This is a genomic window from Fulvivirga sp. AWR4_260 (assembly GCF_056158185.1).
Window position 1 is genome coordinate 557,257 of sequence record NZ_JBSWSU010000001.1, and the last position, 17,772, is coordinate 575,028.

Annotated in this window: 16 protein-coding genes; 9 read left to right on the forward strand and 7 right to left on the reverse strand. The window is 38.7% G+C overall.

What is annotated here, in order from left to right:
* Window positions 1-159 precede the first annotated feature (159 nt).
* The 3 genes from ACXACQ_RS02320 to ACXACQ_RS02330 all read right to left on the reverse strand — a co-directional run bounded on the left by ACXACQ_RS02320 (window position 160) and on the right by ACXACQ_RS02330 (window position 4,653).
* A complete protein-coding gene (locus ACXACQ_RS02320) occupies window positions 160-2,124 on the reverse strand; it encodes a carbohydrate-binding protein (protein ID WP_474974308.1) in 1,965 nt (654 codons plus the stop codon).
* 277 nt (window positions 2,125-2,401) lie between these two features.
* Window positions 2,402-3,250, reverse strand: coding sequence for a helix-turn-helix domain-containing protein (locus ACXACQ_RS02325; protein WP_474974309.1), 849 nt, complete (start codon window positions 3,248-3,250; stop codon window positions 2,402-2,404).
* A 98-nt stretch (window positions 3,251-3,348) separates the two neighbouring features.
* Complete coding sequence (locus ACXACQ_RS02330) at window positions 3,349-4,653, reverse strand: spondin domain-containing protein (protein WP_474974310.1); 1,305 nt, start codon at window positions 4,651-4,653, stop codon at window positions 3,349-3,351.
* A gap of 277 nt (window positions 4,654-4,930) precedes the next feature.
* Between ACXACQ_RS02330 and ACXACQ_RS02335 the strand changes: the two genes are divergently transcribed.
* Window positions 4,931-5,782, forward strand: a complete 852-nt coding sequence (locus ACXACQ_RS02335; RefSeq protein ID WP_474974311.1) for a helix-turn-helix domain-containing protein — start codon at window positions 4,931-4,933, stop codon at window positions 5,780-5,782.
* Between the two features lie 71 nt (window positions 5,783-5,853).
* Window positions 5,854-6,585, forward strand: a complete 732-nt coding sequence (locus tag ACXACQ_RS02340; protein ID WP_474974312.1) for an SDR family NAD(P)-dependent oxidoreductase — start codon at window positions 5,854-5,856, stop codon at window positions 6,583-6,585.
* A 37-nt stretch (window positions 6,586-6,622) separates the two neighbouring features.
* On the opposite strand, the gene ACXACQ_RS02345 is transcribed toward ACXACQ_RS02340, so the two are convergent.
* The gene (locus ACXACQ_RS02345; RefSeq protein ID WP_474974313.1) at window positions 6,623-8,806 is read right to left on the reverse strand and encodes a B12-binding domain-containing radical SAM protein; all 2,184 of its coding nucleotides are present in this window, start codon (window positions 8,804-8,806) and stop codon (window positions 6,623-6,625) included.
* A gap of 149 nt (window positions 8,807-8,955) precedes the next feature.
* Here ACXACQ_RS02345 and ACXACQ_RS02350 point away from each other — a divergent pair, with 149 nt between their 5' ends.
* Window positions 8,956-9,813 carry a DUF6252 domain-containing protein gene (locus tag ACXACQ_RS02350; protein WP_474974314.1) on the forward strand — a complete coding sequence of 286 codons (858 nt, stop codon included), beginning with the start codon at window positions 8,956-8,958 and terminating at the stop codon, window positions 9,811-9,813.
* 40 nt (window positions 9,814-9,853) lie between these two features.
* Here the strand turns inward: ACXACQ_RS02350 and ACXACQ_RS02355 are convergent, their stop codons facing one another.
* Both ACXACQ_RS02355 and ACXACQ_RS02360 read right to left on the reverse strand, forming a co-directional pair.
* The gene (locus ACXACQ_RS02355; RefSeq protein WP_474974315.1) at window positions 9,854-10,354 is read right to left on the reverse strand and encodes an N-acetyltransferase family protein; all 501 of its coding nucleotides are present in this window, start codon (window positions 10,352-10,354) and stop codon (window positions 9,854-9,856) included.
* A gap of 20 nt (window positions 10,355-10,374) precedes the next feature.
* Window positions 10,375-10,770, reverse strand: a complete 396-nt coding sequence (locus ACXACQ_RS02360) for a group III truncated hemoglobin (protein ID WP_474974316.1) — start codon at window positions 10,768-10,770, stop codon at window positions 10,375-10,377.
* A 141-nt stretch (window positions 10,771-10,911) separates the two neighbouring features.
* Here ACXACQ_RS02360 and ACXACQ_RS02365 point away from each other — a divergent pair, with 141 nt between their 5' ends.
* The 6 genes from ACXACQ_RS02365 to ACXACQ_RS02390 all read left to right on the forward strand — a co-directional run bounded on the left by ACXACQ_RS02365 (window position 10,912) and on the right by ACXACQ_RS02390 (window position 14,730).
* The gene (locus tag ACXACQ_RS02365) at window positions 10,912-11,790 is read left to right on the forward strand and encodes a helix-turn-helix domain-containing protein (RefSeq protein ID WP_474974317.1); all 879 of its coding nucleotides are present in this window, start codon (window positions 10,912-10,914) and stop codon (window positions 11,788-11,790) included.
* Between the two features lie 145 nt (window positions 11,791-11,935).
* On the forward strand, window positions 11,936-12,397 hold the full coding sequence (locus ACXACQ_RS02370) for a cupin domain-containing protein (RefSeq protein ID WP_474974318.1): 462 nt from the start codon (window positions 11,936-11,938) through the stop codon (window positions 12,395-12,397).
* Between the two features lie 24 nt (window positions 12,398-12,421).
* Entirely contained in the window at window positions 12,422-13,168 is a 747-nt protein-coding gene (locus ACXACQ_RS02375) for an SDR family oxidoreductase (RefSeq protein ID WP_474974319.1), read from the forward strand.
* 61 nt (window positions 13,169-13,229) lie between these two features.
* Window positions 13,230-13,625: a (R)-mandelonitrile lyase gene (locus ACXACQ_RS02380; protein WP_474974320.1), complete on the forward strand. Its 396-nt coding sequence runs from the start codon at window positions 13,230-13,232 to the stop codon at window positions 13,623-13,625.
* A gap of 137 nt (window positions 13,626-13,762) precedes the next feature.
* Window positions 13,763-14,473: a hypothetical protein gene (locus ACXACQ_RS02385; protein WP_474974321.1), complete on the forward strand. Its 711-nt coding sequence runs from the start codon at window positions 13,763-13,765 to the stop codon at window positions 14,471-14,473.
* A gap of 17 nt (window positions 14,474-14,490) precedes the next feature.
* A complete protein-coding gene (locus ACXACQ_RS02390) occupies window positions 14,491-14,730 on the forward strand; it encodes a hypothetical protein (RefSeq protein WP_474974322.1) in 240 nt (79 codons plus the stop codon).
* A gap of 54 nt (window positions 14,731-14,784) precedes the next feature.
* Here ACXACQ_RS02390 and ACXACQ_RS02395 read toward each other — a convergent pair whose 3' ends face one another.
* Window positions 14,785-17,724 (reverse strand): galactose-binding domain-containing protein, encoded by a 2,940-nt coding sequence (locus tag ACXACQ_RS02395; protein WP_474974323.1) that lies wholly within the window; start codon window positions 17,722-17,724, stop codon window positions 14,785-14,787.
* Window positions 17,725-17,772 lie beyond the last annotated feature (48 nt).

Consider the following 17,772-nt stretch of genomic DNA (forward strand, 5'->3'; position numbering starts at 1 on the left):
AAAAATTAATAAATAATCAAACATAATACTTTGCCGTTAGATTAGCTCAATCATTAGTATTTAATTCATCATCAGCACTTAATATAAAACAGAAAAGCGCTCCTGACAGGGAGCGCTTTTCAAGTTAATCACTACTACATTATTAAACCTATGCGAAATTTAATACTGCGCCTTTAATAACTTTCCAGAAACTGAACCATTTGGAGTAATCAGTTTGTAATAATATACTCCATTAGCAAGGTTAGCCCCACGGTGGTCTGTACCATCCCAGGTAACCCTAGCTTCTTCAGACTTCAATGACTCTTTTCCAAAAGTTTTTATTTCTTTTCCTGATGCATTGTAAATACTCAATTTGAAATCACCTTTCATATCAGACAATGCCACAGGTATAATTACCTCATTAGTAAATGGATTAGGATAAGGCTTAGCCACTGCCTCTTCAACGGCAATGGTTTGGGCAGACATTCTAGCAGCGCCCGAAGCCGGTGTTACAGAGAACCAGTTAATGTTAAATCCTCCCGCAACTACTTTGATTCCGAAAGATCTGTTGCCAGCCGTTAAATTCACTTGCTGATAAATGGTAGTCCAATTTTGCCAGCCTCCAGTAGCAGGTACATTTACAGTACCATATACAGTGCCCGTTCCACCAGCTTGCTCAAGCTGTATCACTCCTCCACCTTCTTGGCTTGCCACTCGGTACGCAATAGTGTACACTCCACTTGCAGGTATATTTACAGGGTCATATGACATCCAGTCACCAGCATCAGTATAACCTACATTCTGACCTCCACCATCATCGGTAGTATTTTCGAGTTGTATACCACTCATGAAAGCATAATCTTCAGCCTGGATATATGCGCTACCAGCAGCATTTTCAAATTCAATATAATTGAGGTTAAACCCACCAGATGGAACCGCCAATCCAATTTTTTGCTTACCAGCAGGTAAATCAATTTCATTAGAAATGGTAGTCCAGTTTTGCCAACCACCAGTAGTAGGTACATCAAGAGTTCCATACACTGAACCTGAACCTCCAGCTTGCTCTAACCTTATAGATCCACCACCTGCTTCACTAGCCACCCTGTAATTAACCGTGTAGGTACCAGCTACTGCCACATCTACTGGGAAGGTCATCCAATCACCCGCATCGATATAACCTACACTTTGTCCACAACTACCATCATTAGTGCTTTCCTTTTGAACGCCACTCATTTCGGCATAGCTTGATGCACAGACAGTACCAGGTATAGCCGCATAAGTATTTGAAGGAGGCGTATCTCCACCTGAGCACACATTACCCAAAGTATTATAAATAGCATTGATATCTCCATATGCTGATATTTCCCAGATCATAATACCACCGGCACTAGCCTTAGCTAAGTTGGCCTTTTGCACATGAATTGCGGTAGTATTATCGCTGCTATAAAAAGGCACACCAAGCATTCTTTTTTCTTGAGGCACGCCACGACTTGTCCAATAATTTAAAGACTCTACCGCAGAAGAATAAGGTGAGTTAGTAGGGCAATTACAGTCATAAGCCATAATATTAACCAAATCAAGCATAGAAAGGTCTCCATATCCTTGACCATAATACTGACCTCCGGCTACTGCCGCAGTAACTATTTTACCCATACTATGAAGCCTTGTAGCCAATGGCCTCATAAGGTTGTTCCATCGCGTTTGTGTAGTGGGGTATTCCCAGTCAATATCAATACCATCAAGATTGTATTGATTTACTAGGTTTTGACATGTGTTAACAAAATTATTGATAGAGGAAGCATTTGAAGCAATATTTTCAAAAGGTGTATTGCTTGGCGAAGAACTCAACCAGCCCCCTATCGCCAACAACACTTGAGTATTATTAGCATGAGCCTGATTTACCAAGTCTACCAATTTGCCACTATTGTCAATAGAAGAGACACTTCCGTTAGCATTAGGAATACCAAAAGAATAGTTAATGTGCGTGTATTTACTATAATCAAGGTCTGAGGGAGAACCTGACCATGAAGGAAAGTATCCTACTATCTGGTAACAAGACACTTGCGCCCAAGAGGGAGCTGACATCAACATCAGCGAAAAAAGTGCTACTGCCGACAGCAGCCTTTTAAGTAAAGTTGTTTTCATAACATCATTTTGATTTAGGTAATTATTTAAACCATGAATGATGAGACCATAAAACACCCCATACTTATAAGCATAGTTGGGTAAGGCAAAAGCCGCTTTTAAGTAAATGGGGTGTGGGTTTAGGTTGACTGCATCATTTCATATTGAAGCTAAAGATCAATATAAAACAGTACCACACAAAGCCCCAAAACGACCAGAAAACGTATTTGTACGCAAACACTCTCATTGCGGATGATATTATACAATAGAGCGTTAAGCAGGTTAAAGTACAGTTTTTTTAAGAAGTGAGTGCGTTTTCTTGCTTAAACGCACTAAAGCTCACCCCCACGTTGGTTTTGAAATAATGACTAAAATGAGCAGCATCATCAAACCCGAGAAGGTAAGCTACCTCTTTAGCTGATTTGTCAGTATAGAGCGCATATCTCTTGGCCTCTCGAATCACTCGTTTTTTTATAAGCTTGGAAGGAGATGGATAGTTGCACATAGCAAATATGTTGGCCAGTGTTTTGGGAGATTTATTCATAGCCATTGCATAGAATTTCACTTCCTTTTCTTGCTGATAATGACCTTCTAAAAGCACATTGAAATTTCTAATGATATCCATCTTCTCATTAGAAAATGACTTATAGTTTTCGGATTGCTTTTTGGCCATTCTTGTAATATGAATGATAAGCCGCTTTAGAACAGTACGTAGCATTTCGCCTTGCAGCTCATCTTTATCCCGCATATCATTTAAAAAAAGCTCATGCAACCGAAGTATTATATCTACATCATTTTGCTCTAGCTGAACAAAGAAGGGATGCTCTATACCATAAAACAAAAAGCCTACACACCCTACTTCAGCATCATGATCTACTATGCAATAAAACTCACGATTAAACTGCCAGGCAAACACCTCATGAGGCTTTTCAAAAGTAAAGGTTTCATTAGCGACCAGTGGCAAGATAGCGTTTTTAGGCATTTTATAAGGAATTTCATCTACTTCTACAGTCTGCTCCTCCCCTTTATTAAAAATCAAAGTATTAAAAGGCTCAGTCTTTCCTCTTAGCATGCCTTTACCTATAAGGTCAGGATTATTAAAATGCAACGCTAAGATGCCTCCACTATTTTTGTCTACAAATCGCATGAATATATTCTGATAAGGTCGAAATATAAAATAGGAATCAGAGGGAAAAAGACTTCCCCCTGACAAAACCTAAATTATCTTCAAACAAAGGCCGTTTATTATTCTAAAGTCACTTTTACGATATTATTGGGCAAAGTAGTAAATGCATTGGGGTTTGGCACTTTGCTAATTACTACATCTTCTTCTATTACCTGTCCACCAAGGTTAAGTTGTGCATTACCAGCTCCAGGAAACTGATCTAGTGAGGTCCCATCATTATATAGATTTACTTGAGATGAAAAATCACCTGTTTTCTCAGCAGAAATTCCGTTATCAAAGGCAAAGAACCAATCATTAGAAAACCCATACATAGTGGCAATGGCTATACGGTCTCCACTTTCAAGGTCTAACTCCTGAGACACCATGCCACCCGCAGCGCCAGCTATAGAAGGTAAAAGCACTGTAGTGCTAGGTTCAGCAAGCACATAAACATCTTTAATACCTGCTATTCCATTTAAACTTGCAGCTAACACAGAAGCATCTCCTGATTGTGCTATTTCAGCAAGGCCTTCACCTCTATCTTTCTCTCCTTCCTTAAATAAAGGATTTTCTACACCATTATAAACTACTACTAGTATTGGAGATAAAGGAGTAAACACGCCTGTTTCATTTTCTACTTTTTCATAGATAACAGAATTATCACCAGTCTCAGCTATTTTTGTAAGCCCTTCGTAAGATGGCATTCCTTTTTCATACAGAGGAGTGTCGTTCAATAAGTCTCCACCAGCTATATAAGACACAGCCCATACACCCGGACTTACAGGAGTTTCATTATCAGTACCTCCAGAAATGTTTTTTAACGTAAGTGTAAAATATGAATCTCCATCATATTTTAAGCTTACACTTAAAAGCTTAGATGCTGCAAGGTAAGTATTACCCTGATCGTCTGTAGAAATTACCTCTCTCACATTTTTAGATTCGGCTGTGCCTGGGTGGCTGACCATTGCACCAGGAGCCTGATTTTCTCTGGTTCCGTTATCCCATAATTTTACTTGTGATGAAACATCACCTTCGATAGGATTGCCCTGGTTATCATAAACTGCAATACCAGGGTTTTCAGGCGCAAAGAACAAATCGTTACTCCACCCATACATGGCTGCGAAAGTAATAGTTTGACCTTTAGCTGCTGAAAAGGTAATAGTAGCAGAATCCCCAGGAAACGTAAGGGGGGCATTTTCTCCTGTACCCACAAATTTACCTGACTGCACTAAGGCCTTTCCTTCTAATACGTTTTCCACTTTAATGGTATGTGCAAACTGCATACTATCAGGTGTTGAACTACTATCGTCATCATCATCGCAAGAGAGTATGGCTAGTGGCAATAATGCGCACAGCAGCAGTTTTTGAAATTTATTTGTCATCATTTTCTTGGGTTTTAGTTTTTATTAAGCTTTTAGCAAAGATTACAACTGCTCCCCTTTTCACTGATGATCATTTTTCCCTAAAAATTGCAAATACTTCCCGCATCGTGAAAAATATACAATTATTCTATAGCGTTATCTCCCCTATAATAAGATATGGTACAGCCAACCAATTTTAGCGGTTAGCGTTTCAGTATTATCAGAAGCCTTTACTACAGAAGCAACCATCATGAACGATAGTGCAATAGACCGAAATGATCATAAGATCAAAAAAATTAGTATGGAACCTGATCCCAGGACAGGTAACAGATTGTTTAAAATCAGCAAAAGCCAGTATGACACTACGCAGTTTCGGTCTGACTTCCTCACCCCTCACAGAAAAGATTATTATTTCTTCGCTTATATCTTATCAGGCTCTAGCAAACACTGGATTGACATGACGCCTTACATTTTAAAGAACAATACCATGTATTTTACAGTGCCTACTCAGGTACATTTAAAAGAAGAATCCAAACCCTTGTCGGGCTACATACTCAGTTTTACAAAAGAGTTTTTGGCCTTAGAGGAAAATTCATCTTTTGAAGAATTACCAATAATTCAAAATCCATACAATGGCCATGAACTATCACTTACCGCCAAAGACAGCGAGTATATAGAGGATTTGCTTCAGAAGATACAAAATGAATACCTACACCATGACGACTATCAGCTCAACATGCTTCAGTCTTACACTAAGACATTTCTGATATATTTAAGCCGATTGTATAAAGAGCAAATAACATCAAAACAAAAAGCGAGTACGCATCAGCTCATGCGATCTTTCACCTCTAAAGTAGAGCTATACTACAAAGCCAACCACGAGGTAAGTACATATGCCGAAATGCTCAATATAACAGCCAGCCATTTGGGTGAAACAGTAAAAGATCAAACAGGAAAATCTGCAATACAGCATATACAAGAGCGTATTACACTAGAAGCCAAAAGGTTACTTTTACATACAGACCTTGCCATTAAAGAGGTAGCTTTTGAATTAGGCTTTGATGACCCTGCTTATTTCAATAGGTTTTTCAAAAGAAATACAGAGACCACCCCGATGAGCTACAGAGCGGCAATCCGAAAAATGTACCAGTAATACGCAAAAGAGTCCAGCGAGCGGCAGCCCATTGCACCATAGCTTTGCATTATCATTAAAAAATAAATCACATGAGAACTGCACTAATTACTGGCGCGAATAAAAGTATTGGGTACGAAACTGCAAGAATTTTAGCTTCGAAAGGAATTTTCGTTTACATAGGAAGCAGAAATATCATCAAGGGGGAAACAGCGGTAAAAGCATTAAATAATGAAGGCTTAAGCAATGTAAAAGCGGTAGCCATTGATATTACTCAACCTGAGACCATAAAAAATGCAGCAACCCAGATTCAATCAGAACAAGGGCATTTAGACATTTTAATCAACAATGCTGGGATCAATGGTGGCATGCCTCAAGCTGCCTCCAACACCAATATAGAAACCATCAAAAAAACATTTGAAACTAACTTTTACGGTACTATTTCGGCCACTCAAGCCTTTATATCACAACTTAAAGACTCAGACAATCCCGTAATAGTGAATGTTACTTCGGGTTTAGGGTCTTTAACACTTCAAACAGACCCAAATTGGCAATTTTACAATTATAAATCTGCGGCATATGGCCCTTCAAAAACAGCTCTCAATGCATATACCATAGCTCTTGCATTTGAATTAAAAGATTTTAGAATTAATGCCGTTGATCCAGGTTTCACCGCTACGGACTTCAACAATCATGGTGGCCACTTTTCTGTAGAGGCATCCGCCAAATTTGTATCTCAATATGCCCTAATTGATAAAGATGGCCCTACTGGAAAATATTTTAGCCATGATTATGATAAAAACAACCACGAAAGTCCGTGGTAAAATAGAGATCACTAAAGCCGGAATACTCCGGCTTATTTTATAAAATAAGCAAGCCGTTTTCTTTAAGAGAATCAATGGCAGGAGAATACCAAAATTCTTCAAAATCATGATCAAAAGCCTCTTCGTATAGCTTTTGAAACACCCCGAATGTCATTAATTTATCATTAGCGGGAGACATTGAATACAGCAAGCTCGCCAACCATTCGGCCTCACGTTTCGCCATTTTAACTTCGGCAGTATCTTTATTAGTATGAATGCTAAAAAGCACTAGTTCCTCGCCTCTTTTCTTTTTCCCTGTTAGTACAATTTCAGCTTCACCACCCGTCCATACTACTTTTGCATTGGCCTTTGGCTCAGGAAATTCTTCAAATTCTATACAATTGGTAATATAATCTTCCGCGATGGTAGTATTAGGAATTTTAAAGTCAAACCAATCTTGCAAAGGATAGTCAAAACACATGCCGTGCATATAATTAAACAACGACTTTTTTAGTCCAAAGCTAAATTTACTGTGATCTATACCTGTGCTATCCTTAAACTGCACATCATTATTGGCAAATGTTATTTCTTTTACATCAGGAACCACGCCAAACTCTTCTGGACTTAGGCCTACAGGGCTGTGAGCAGTAAGTGCGAATTGGTGCCAAAAACCAGACTGAATAATACCCAGCATAAATAACTGCCTAACCATCTCTAAGCTATCCACAGTTTCCTGCACCGTTTGGGTAGGGTATCCATACATTAAATAAGCATGCACCATAACCCCGGCATCGGTAAAATTACGGGTTACCCTGGCCACCTGCTCAACACTTACGCCTTTATCTATTAATTTCAAAAGCCGGCCAGAAGCCACCTCCAGCCCACCGGAAACAGCTACACACCCCGAAGCTTTTAACAATTGACACAAATCAAAAGTAAAGCTTTTCTCAAATCGAATGTTTGTCCACCAGGTAACAACTAATTCACGCCTGATAATTTCTAGCGCCACTTCGCGCATCAATGCTGGTGGTGCGGCCTCATCTACAAAATGAAAACCCGTTTCGCCAGTTTGCTCCATCAGCTGCTCCATCCTATCTACCAGCATGCGAGCAGCAACAGGTTCATAAATTTTAATATAGTCTAGAGAGATATCGCAAAATGTACATTTACCCCAATAGCAACCGTGAGCCATGGTCAGTTTATTCCAACGGCCATCGCTCCACAAGCTGTGCATAGGATTAGCTATTTCAATCACAGAAATGTATTCATCGAGAAATAGATCTGAATAATCAGGAGTGCCAACATCCTTTTGCTTATAGTCAGCCCTTGTAGAATAATTATTATAGATAACCTGACCTGCATCACAAATAAAGGTTCGTTTTAAAGCTATGTCAGATGTAGGATTTTTAACATGGTCTACCAAAAGTTCGATAGGCAATTCACCATCATCAAGAGTGATGAAATGGAAGAAATCAAAAACCCGAGCATCATTAACAGAGCGCAGCTCTGTGTTAGCAAACCCACCTCCCATGGCCACTTTTACGTGAGGGTAATATTGTCTTATAAACTGAGCACACTTAAAAGCACTGTATAAATTACCCGGAAAAGGCACTGAAAAACATACCAATAACGGGTTACTAAGCTTTATTTTTTCTTCGAGCAAGTGCAGGGTCAATTCATCAATAAAAGAAGGAGCCTGCTGCAAGGCATTATGCATTTCATCAAACGCATTTGCGCTTCTGCCCAGCCGCTCAGCATAACGACTAAACCCAAAATTATCATCCACACACTCAATAATGAAATCTGAAAGGTCTTCTAGGTATAAAGTAGCCAAGTGCTTAGCATGGTCTTGCATACCCATATTACCAAAAGCCCACTCCATATCATCTAGCTGAGCAAAGCGTGATGCCTGAGGAAGAAAATTAGAAGTACAAATTTGCCTTGCAAGGGTATTATTTTTCCCTTGCAAAAATTTAATTACAGGCTCTACAGTTTGTATATATCGCTTTCTCAAAGAAAAGATACGCATTGCATTATCAGATTGCATGCTAGATTCACCATACTCAAATATTTGAGCTAGTACATTGGCGGAAAAAAGCTCTAGAATAACTTCTATTCCCAAGTCTACCTGATGGCTACTGATACCCTTAGTATTCAAAAATCCTTTGATATACGGAGTAGCCGGATAAGGGGTATTGAGCTGAGTAAATGGCGGGGTGATTAGCAATATATCTTTCTGCACAGCACAAAAATAGTTAAAACTAATGATCTACAAATAAGAGATTAAAAGTGGCTCTTTATTTGCTCAACAAAATGATAGCAATATTTTGATTCAAACATTGATCAAAAAAACTATATTCGTTTTTAGACTAAAAACCAAATCAAACTAAAATGAACAACAAACTACAACTAGTTTTATTGGCTTTATTTTCAACTTTAATTTTTTCGTGCTCTGACGATGACGATCCAAAGGCTAGCTCAGGCAGCATAGAAGCTACTTTAGGCGGAAATGCAACTTCATTTAGCAACATATCGGCTGATTATGCCTTAGGCTATTTGTCATTAAAGGCAGAAAATGATAATGGCGAAGAATTAATTATAAGAATTTTAAAAAAGGCTGAAGTAAAAAGCTACTCCGTTACTGGAGACTTTTCTTCTCAGGCATCAGTTTCTTACACTCCCTCTACTGATGACAATGCTTATAACAACATTTCTACAGCCACTTCGGACAATATTGGCACCGTAACCATTACTGAGCTAGATACTGAAAACAAAACCGTAAGCGGTACATTTAGCAGTAAAGTAAAGCGCTTTGAGCCCACTATTGGCCTTATAGAGATTACTTCAGGTACTTTTAATAAAGTAAGCTACGGAGGTAATATCTCCTTACCTGAACAAAAAAGCACTTTTGAAGCTGACGTAGATGGCAGCACTTATGCCTATAGTACTGTATTAGCTCCTGTAATCAGTGGAAAAATCAATATTAGCTTTATCGATTCTGAAAACAATAAAACGATTGGCATTAAAGTAGCCAAAGACATTACTACTGGCGAGTATGCACTAGCTGATTTCTCTCCTACTTATACCGTAGACACTACTTATTACTCAGGCTCTACAGGTACATTAACCGTTACCAAGCATGACACCGACAATAAGATTATTGAAGGTACATTCACATTTAAGGCTGTTCAAGCAATAGGCACAGCTACAGCAGAAATCACTAATGCTAAATTTTCTGTTTATTATTAAAAACAAATAAAATAAGCTGCTCAGGGCAGCTTATTTTATTTTATGCAATCTTAAGCTCCATTACATAATCATCCATAAAATATCCCTGCCCGATATCTACATTTATAGCATCTGCAGTAACAAATCCCATTTTATGATATGCAGCTATACTTCCTGAGTTGTCTTTATTTACTGTTAGCCTAATGCTTTTGGCCATTTTTTGAGTGGCCAATAATTGAGCATGTTGCATTAGCATTTTACCAATGCCTTTTCCGCGGCTAGTAGACAAAACATAGATTTTACTTAAAAAGAGTATATCTCCTTCCTCTCTAAGCTGCACAGACAAATACCCTTGAATTTGGTCATCTTCATCTACAACCATATAATATTCATAACCTTCGGCTATTTGCTGCTTCATGGCCGCAAAAGATTGATACTTATCTAGCATATACTTCACTTGCCCCTCTCCAATGATAGGTGTATAATGCTCTGTCCAAATGATATTAGCCACACGCTCTACCTCGTGCAACAGTCCATCATTATTAACTGGTAATATTTTCATATCCTCTGATTCAACGCCAATTACTTGGCCTCCTGATTTCTAAAAAATTCAATTTTTGAATGAAACATCTGAGCTAATTTATAAGCTCTGTATTTAGCTTCATGTGCTTTTTCACCAGTAAACTGGTCATCAATATTATCAAAAAATAACTTCAGCCACCTATCAAAGTGTTCCTTACCTATGGGCAGCTCCATATGTGGAGGAAAAGGCCGTCCATTATAAGTATTCTCCCCTAAAAGAATAGACTGCCAAAATCGGTACATTTTATCTAAATGCTCTGGCCATCGATCTTGAATTACTCCATTAAAAATCCCCCCCAATAAATCATCAGTTTTTACTTTATCATAAAAAGTGTTCACTAATAATTTAACATCATCCAGCACAAGAATGTCGTGTTTAGCTAGCTCTTGTTCCATAAACCTCGTTTATTTTATACACACCAAAGTTAAACCAAAATTAGAAGGCAATACCAATACTTCACGGCATTAGCATACCTGAAGCAGGATACTGCCCCAGCACATCTCATAAAAAGATTTGATTTCCTTAACTTTACAAGTATGGCAAGCAAAGTAGAACGCAGTGTATCAGAATTTAACAATGAGCTTAAACTTAAAGGCTTCAAAGTATTTCAAATTGAAAAAGACAGAAATGCTACCAAAATTTATAGCCGTAAAGATTTCTATAAAATTTGCCTAACAACAGGGAAAAGCATTATTCATTATGCCGAAAGAAGCTACGAACATGAAGGCACGGTTTTGTTCTTTGGCAACCCGCATATCCCATATTCTTGGGAAACAATTTCTACCACTTACGTAGGCTACACCGTGTTATTTTCTGAAGAGTTTATCCAAATGAGCGATAGGTCTAACAGCCTACAACAGTCCCCGCTATTTAAGCTGGGAGGCACCCCGATTTTAAAAATATCAGAAGAACAGCGTCTTTTCCTCAATAGCTTATTCAATAAAATGCTGGAAGAAGAGAAGTCTGATTATGCTTTCAAGGATGATTTAATCCGTAATTATATCCACCTCATCATTCATGAGGCAATGAAGATGGAACCTTCAGACAAGTTTGAAGAGCATAAAAATGCAGCATCTCGATTAACATCTGTGTTTTTAGAGCTTTTAGAACGTCAATTCCCAATAGAAACGCCCGATCAGCCTTTAAAAATCCGAACCGCTCAGGAATACGCACAGCAGCTTTCTGTACACGTTAACTACCTCAACCGAGCAGTAAAAGAAATAACAGGAAAATCAACTACTTCGCATATTACAGAGCGGATTCTAAGTGAGGCAAAGGCTCTGCTACAACACACCAACTGGAACATAAGTGAAATAGCCTATTCACTAGGCTTTGAATACCCTACTTATTTTAATAATTTTTTTAAAAAGCAAACAGGCACAACACCCAAAGCCATCCGAACCTCTGAGGTTTGAAATTCTTAATTTTTGATTTGATATTCTTTATCTCCTGAGGCCACCTCATATCTATCTTTGTATCAGTTATTTGCATGAGGTTAAAAGCAAAAATCCATATTGCTATCTAACCTCCTACAAGTTTCTTCAACATATATAAATGAAGATGAGGACAACAACAAAAATCATAATTCTTTTATTATTCACCGCCTGCACCCCACAGGCAAAACGAGATAATAATGAGGCCATATTCCCAATAGGCGAAAAAGGGCCCAAAGAACACTTCACTGGCAATGCCTACAATTATGGGCTAGTATCTATGGACAGTACCTTTACCACATTAGTGGGCAATGTATATTTTGAAGCTGGAGCCAGAAGCAACTGGCACACACACCCGGCAGGTCAAATTTTAATCATCACATCAGGAGAAGGCTACCATCAAATTGAAGGGCAACCGATTCAAAAGCTAAAAAAAGGAGATGTGATAAAATGCCCTCCAAACACAAAGCATTGGCATGGCGCTAGTAATGATACAGGCATGCAACAAATGTACATTGTTCCCAATACTGAAAAAGGTATAATCAACTGGCTTGAGCCAGTAACAAATGAACAGTACGACAACGAATAAGTATAAAATTAAATGTAGATAGACATGGCAGATAATATAAAAGATAAGGTAATAGTAATTACAGGAGCAAGTAGCGGATTAGGTGAAGCGGCAGCCAGACTGCTAGCCGAACAAGGAGGAAAAATAGTGCTTGCAGCGCGCAGAACTGAAAAGATAGAAAAAATTACTAAAGAAATTGTAGAAAAAGGAGGAGAAGCTATCTCTATAACAACTGATGTAACCGATGTTAATCAGGTACAAAGTTTAGTAAATAAAGCAGTTGAAAAATATGGCAAAGTAGACGTATTCATCAACAATGCAGGCCTGATGCAGCAGTCTCCGTTAGAAAGCCAAAAAACGGATGAGTGGGATAATATGATCGATATCAATATCAAAGGAGTACTATATGGTATTTCAGCAATACTCCCACAAATGAAAAAACAAAAATCAGGTCACATTATAAATGTGGCATCAGTGGCAGGGCACACTGTTACCCCATCCGGAGCTGTATACTGCGCTACTAAGCATGCTGTAAGGGCCATTTCGGAAGGATTAAGAAAAGAAGTTAAACCCTACAACTTAAGAACCACCATTGTTTCTCCAGGAGCTGTAGACACAGAACTGCCGGCACATATCACTCATGAAGAATCCGCAAAAGGCATTCAGGGCTTCTATGCAGACCATGCAATTTCAGCTGATTCTTTTGCAAGAACCGTAGCCTTTGCCATCAGCCAGCCAGATGATGTAGACATCAACGAAATATTATTCAGACCTACATCTCAGGAAATATAAAATCACAAGGCAGGAGGTTCATCTCCTGCCTTTTTTAGTTAAACTCAGAAATTAAATAAATATGGAAATTATAAAAAATGGACAGCAGGAGTCTGCTAAAGGCCCCAAAGATTGGTTCAGTGGTGAAGTAAGAATAGATCCATTATTTACCCAGCAAGAGACCACCAAAGCGGCTGACGCTCTAGTTACTTTTGAACCAGGAGCAAGAACTGCATGGCACACTCACCCTGCAGGCCAAACCTTAATTATACAAACAGGTGTAGGACTTGTGCAAAGAGAAGGGGGCTCTATCGAAGAAGTGCTACCTGGAGACATAGTATGGTTTCCTGCCAATGAAAAACACTGGCACGGGGCAGCTCCTAACAAGGCCATGAGTCATATAGCTATTCAAGAAGAAGTTGATGGAGAAGTGGTGACATGGATGGAAAAAGTTTCGGACGAGCAATATTCAAAATAACAATTAAGCCGCTGGTTATTAGTAAATAACACTAAAACCAGCGGCTTAAACTATGAAAATTGATTTTCTCATAATTTCAACATCATTATTTATATTAAAATAATTATAGTAATTTACCCATGTGTAAACTACTGAAAATGAGAACTTATACCTTAACCTTACTTTTCGGCATTATTAGTGCGCAAACCTCAATAGCACAATCTAATGAACTTTCACTCAACCTCAACTCAGGATTATTTTCATTTTCAGGAAGCTCAAGCACCAAAAGTTCATTTCTAAATTATAACCGCCCTAACCAGACCGGATACATAAACAATCCTTATGGAGCTAAAAATGAAACCTGCTTAGGCATTAGTGCAGGCTTCAAACATGTTTCTAAACAAGGCATGCTTACTGGCTTCGATTTTGGATATGAGGTATTAAGAAGTAAAAAAGACATCACGGAAATAGCTGTGTATGATAACCCTGTAAATTATACCCTGCACACTAAAGGAAAAATACTATTTAACTTCAAGTACATCAATGCTTTCCCATACATAGGAAAAAGGATTATCGACAGCAAACTTAAAATTGATGTTATCACTGGGGCAGATATCGCCTTCAACACTAATTCTATACAACATATTTACGTTGATTCAGAGCAGTTACGCTACAAAAAACATATAGAGCAGGACACCAAAGACATCGTCATCAGGGTAAGACTTCAGATGAATATGAGTATAGACAGGTATGGCATCTATACTGGCTACAGCAAAGGCTTTAGCAATTACCTAAGTGAGAACACAGGCAACAGCGAAGCTCATAGCCGTTTAATTAGGTTCGGAGCTACATATCTTATTATAAATTAACCTAACAGAACATAACCATGAAAAAAAACATTATCATCATCGCATTGATAGTAACCAACATTGCAGCAATATCTTATGCGGCCATTCAACATAAGAAAGCAGAAAGATTCCAACAAGTAGTGGAGCTAAAAGAGCAAGCAGAAGAGAAAACCCATCAGGTTGCAACCAAACTAGAAGCAGAAGCAAAACAACTTCAAGCTTTAGCTGAAAAAAAACTTGCAACTGAAGCTAAAGAGGAAGCCACAAGCACTCAATAGTAATAATAAAGCATTAACAAAAGAGGCATAACGATATGCCTCTTTTGTCTATTTTCAGTGCTTTATCAGCTTAAATTGGCGAGAAGTTTCATGGGTATCTACTTTTAAAAAGAATACACCCTTATTTAATGATTTTAATACATTACCTAAATCTAGCTTATGCTCTCCTCCATTCAAATCATAAGAAATAGATTTAATCTCATGACCAGAGTAATCTGTAACAATAACACTTACAGCATTGGCTTCTTTTAACTTCACCGGCACCACTAAATCCTCCGCAAAAGGATTAGGATAAGGAGATTTAATTACCGATTCTGCCTCTAACTCACCCGTTATTCTAGAGACTACCCCATTAGTTGGCGTACCATATACTTCTAATTCAAATATAGAATACCCCCACATTGTAGCGGCTCTAGTACCAATAATACGAACATAGCGCCCACTCGCAGACAACCCCCGATGATCATTAGTCTCATTAGTATTGTCAGCAATTGTACGCACGGTAGTCCACATAACAGCATCATTAGAAACCTGCACTTGGTAGTTACTTGCCTTTGCTAATTCCCAAATAACCTTTACCCGAGAAATATTATACCTACGACCAAGATCTACATATATCCACTGTGGATCGCTATATTGGCTTGCCCAACGTGAACCTGCATTGCCATCTACAGCAAAAACTGGAGGAAAGTAGCCATTTTCTGTAGAAGAAACAGATACCGGCTGATTTAAAGCTAAATTATCTCCATATTCATCACCCTGATGCGCAATATATACAATGCCTACATCGATAAACTGACCACCAAAAGTCTGGTGACAATGCACAGCAATAGTATTATTACTGTTAGACCTTAAAGCATTTAACGCCTGCTGATTAATATCTGCAAATACATAGTCAGTGCTAAAACCTGTTATTCTTGCTGCTTCTACTCCATTGATATAAATCTCACATTCCTCATCATGAAATACACTGAAGACTAACCTCTCTAAAACATCAGCCGAAATATTGCCTACATAAAATTGCTTTCTAAGCCAGATATCTGAAGTATTCCAAGCAGTACCTATTTTAGGAACTCCAGCTCCAAACCCACCAACACCAGTCGCCCAAGTTTGGTCATTAAAACTTTCATTTGGCCATCCAGAAGCCGGCTTACTAGTAGTATATTTCCATGTTTGAGCTACATTACTAGAATTTGGCAATAATGACTCCACTCCTATCACCTCAGTTACCGATTCATTAATCTCACGAATTTGCTCCGCAGGCACTTTCATTAACCTATCGTAAGTCATTAATCCATTTATTTCATTCTCTACATCCGTAATTTCAGTATAAACAGCTGCGCTTAAACCATAATTGATAATGTGGTTTCTTAGCATATCAGCAAAATCAGAATACATATTTACTAAGGCTTGCTGATTTTCTACCACTACATAGGAATCTGCATCCTCCGACCAATAATGCTCATCCACACGCATTCCAATCCCCCCATATTCACCTATAACCTTGGCTACTTCATCCCGATCTTCTAAACCATTAATAATAGGCGCAGGGTAGGGGTGAACATCCACCATATCGCCAGCATCAACCCAACCAGATCCACTAGCAGGGTTAACCACTCTTGAAGGGTCCAAACTTTCAACATAATGTGTTAAGTCAACAGCATCGTGCTGCCCTTGCTGCTCGTTAAACACTACCCACATAATGATAGATGGCACACTGATTAACCCATCAACCATGCGCTGCAGTTCGGATTTAAACTGCAGTCTATCAATAGTAATTTCAGGGTAAAAAGGCCATACATAAGAGTTAACCGATGGCATGTCTTGCCACACCATAAGCCCCAGCTTATCCGCCCAGTAATACCAACGCATAGGCTCTACTTTAATATGCTTACGCACCATATTAAACCCCATAGCTTTAATTTTCTGCAAATCATTTTTCATGGCCTCTTCAGTAGGAGCAGTGTAAATACCATCAGGCCAGTAACCTTGATCCAGAGGACCAAACTGAAATACAAACTCATTATTTAGCATGAGTTTTTTAACACCATCAACTTCTTCAAGAGATATTTTTCGCATTCCGAAATAGCTAGTTACCTCATCAACGACCGTCCCTCCTTGCCTTAGGTAAACCTTTAGGTCATATAACATAGGAGAATCCGGAGACCATAAAATTGGGTTGGGTATAGGCATTTGCAATTTAGTATTGGCATTACCCGTAATTCTGGCTACTTCTACGCCATTATCATATGCTACAGCCTCAATAGTAGTGTTAGCTGAAGCATTTACTGTAATGTTTAAACGCTGCGCATCTATATCCGGAATTAATTTTAAACTTGAAATACTTTTAGCCGGTAATGGCTCCAACCATACTGTCTGCCAAATACCCGTGGCACTAGCGTACATAATGCCATATGAAGTTTTTGATTGCTTACCTCGTGCATAGCCGCCATCGTTCGTAGGATCATACACTCGCACCGCCACTTCTTGCTGACCACTCACCAAATAATCAGTAACATCATAGCTAAACGGATCGTAACCCCCACGATGCACCCCTACACTTCTTCCATTCACAAATACTTCAGACTCCCAATCTACCGCTCCGAAATGAAGCACTATCCTTTGCCCACTCCAAGCTGAGGGCACATTAAACTTCCTTTTGTACCAGATCTGCTCATGACGCTCCATAATGCCAGAAATGGCTGATTCCACAGGGAAAGGCACCAAAATCTGCCTTGGCAAGTCTCCTACCGGCAAAGGCTCCGTTCTAGAATTTGCAGGTTGAAATTGCCACAATCCATTTAGATTAAGCCATCTGTCCCGAACTAATTGGGGACGAGGATACTCTGGCAAAACATTTTGAGGGTCTACATCGTCAGCATATTGGGTCATTAAATTGGCCCGTTTCATTTGCCACTGAGCATTCACAATGGAGGTTGACACTAACGAAAGCACCAGCATCAATCCACCAATAAGTTGATTTATATTTTTCATTATGATTTCTACTTTGATATTTTATGATATAACCTGAATAGTAATTTA

Coding starts and splice junctions, on each gene's coding strand:
- ACXACQ_RS02320 (WP_474974308.1), bottom strand. CDS start 2,124: ATGAAAACAACTTTACTTAAAAGGCTGCTGTCGGCAGTAGCACTTTTT.
- ACXACQ_RS02325 (WP_474974309.1), bottom strand. CDS start 3,250: ATGCGATTTGTAGACAAAAATAGTGGAGGCATCTTAGCGTTGCATTTT.
- ACXACQ_RS02330 (WP_474974310.1), bottom strand. CDS start 4,653: ATGATGACAAATAAATTTCAAAAACTGCTGCTGTGCGCATTATTGCCA.
- ACXACQ_RS02335 (WP_474974311.1), top strand. CDS start 4,931: ATGGAACCTGATCCCAGGACAGGTAACAGATTGTTTAAAATCAGCAAA.
- ACXACQ_RS02340 (WP_474974312.1), top strand. CDS start 5,854: ATGAGAACTGCACTAATTACTGGCGCGAATAAAAGTATTGGGTACGAA.
- ACXACQ_RS02350 (WP_474974314.1), top strand. CDS start 8,956: ATGAACAACAAACTACAACTAGTTTTATTGGCTTTATTTTCAACTTTA.
- ACXACQ_RS02355 (WP_474974315.1), bottom strand. CDS start 10,354: ATGAAAATATTACCAGTTAATAATGATGGACTGTTGCACGAGGTAGAG.
- ACXACQ_RS02360 (WP_474974316.1), bottom strand. CDS start 10,770: ATGGAACAAGAGCTAGCTAAACACGACATTCTTGTGCTGGATGATGTT.
- ACXACQ_RS02365 (WP_474974317.1), top strand. CDS start 10,912: ATGGCAAGCAAAGTAGAACGCAGTGTATCAGAATTTAACAATGAGCTT.
- ACXACQ_RS02370 (WP_474974318.1), top strand. CDS start 11,936: ATGAGGACAACAACAAAAATCATAATTCTTTTATTATTCACCGCCTGC.
- ACXACQ_RS02375 (WP_474974319.1), top strand. CDS start 12,422: ATGGCAGATAATATAAAAGATAAGGTAATAGTAATTACAGGAGCAAGT.
- ACXACQ_RS02380 (WP_474974320.1), top strand. CDS start 13,230: ATGGAAATTATAAAAAATGGACAGCAGGAGTCTGCTAAAGGCCCCAAA.
- ACXACQ_RS02385 (WP_474974321.1), top strand. CDS start 13,763: ATGAGAACTTATACCTTAACCTTACTTTTCGGCATTATTAGTGCGCAA.
- ACXACQ_RS02390 (WP_474974322.1), top strand. CDS start 14,491: ATGAAAAAAAACATTATCATCATCGCATTGATAGTAACCAACATTGCA.
- ACXACQ_RS02395 (WP_474974323.1), bottom strand. CDS start 17,724: ATGAAAAATATAAATCAACTTATTGGTGGATTGATGCTGGTGCTTTCG.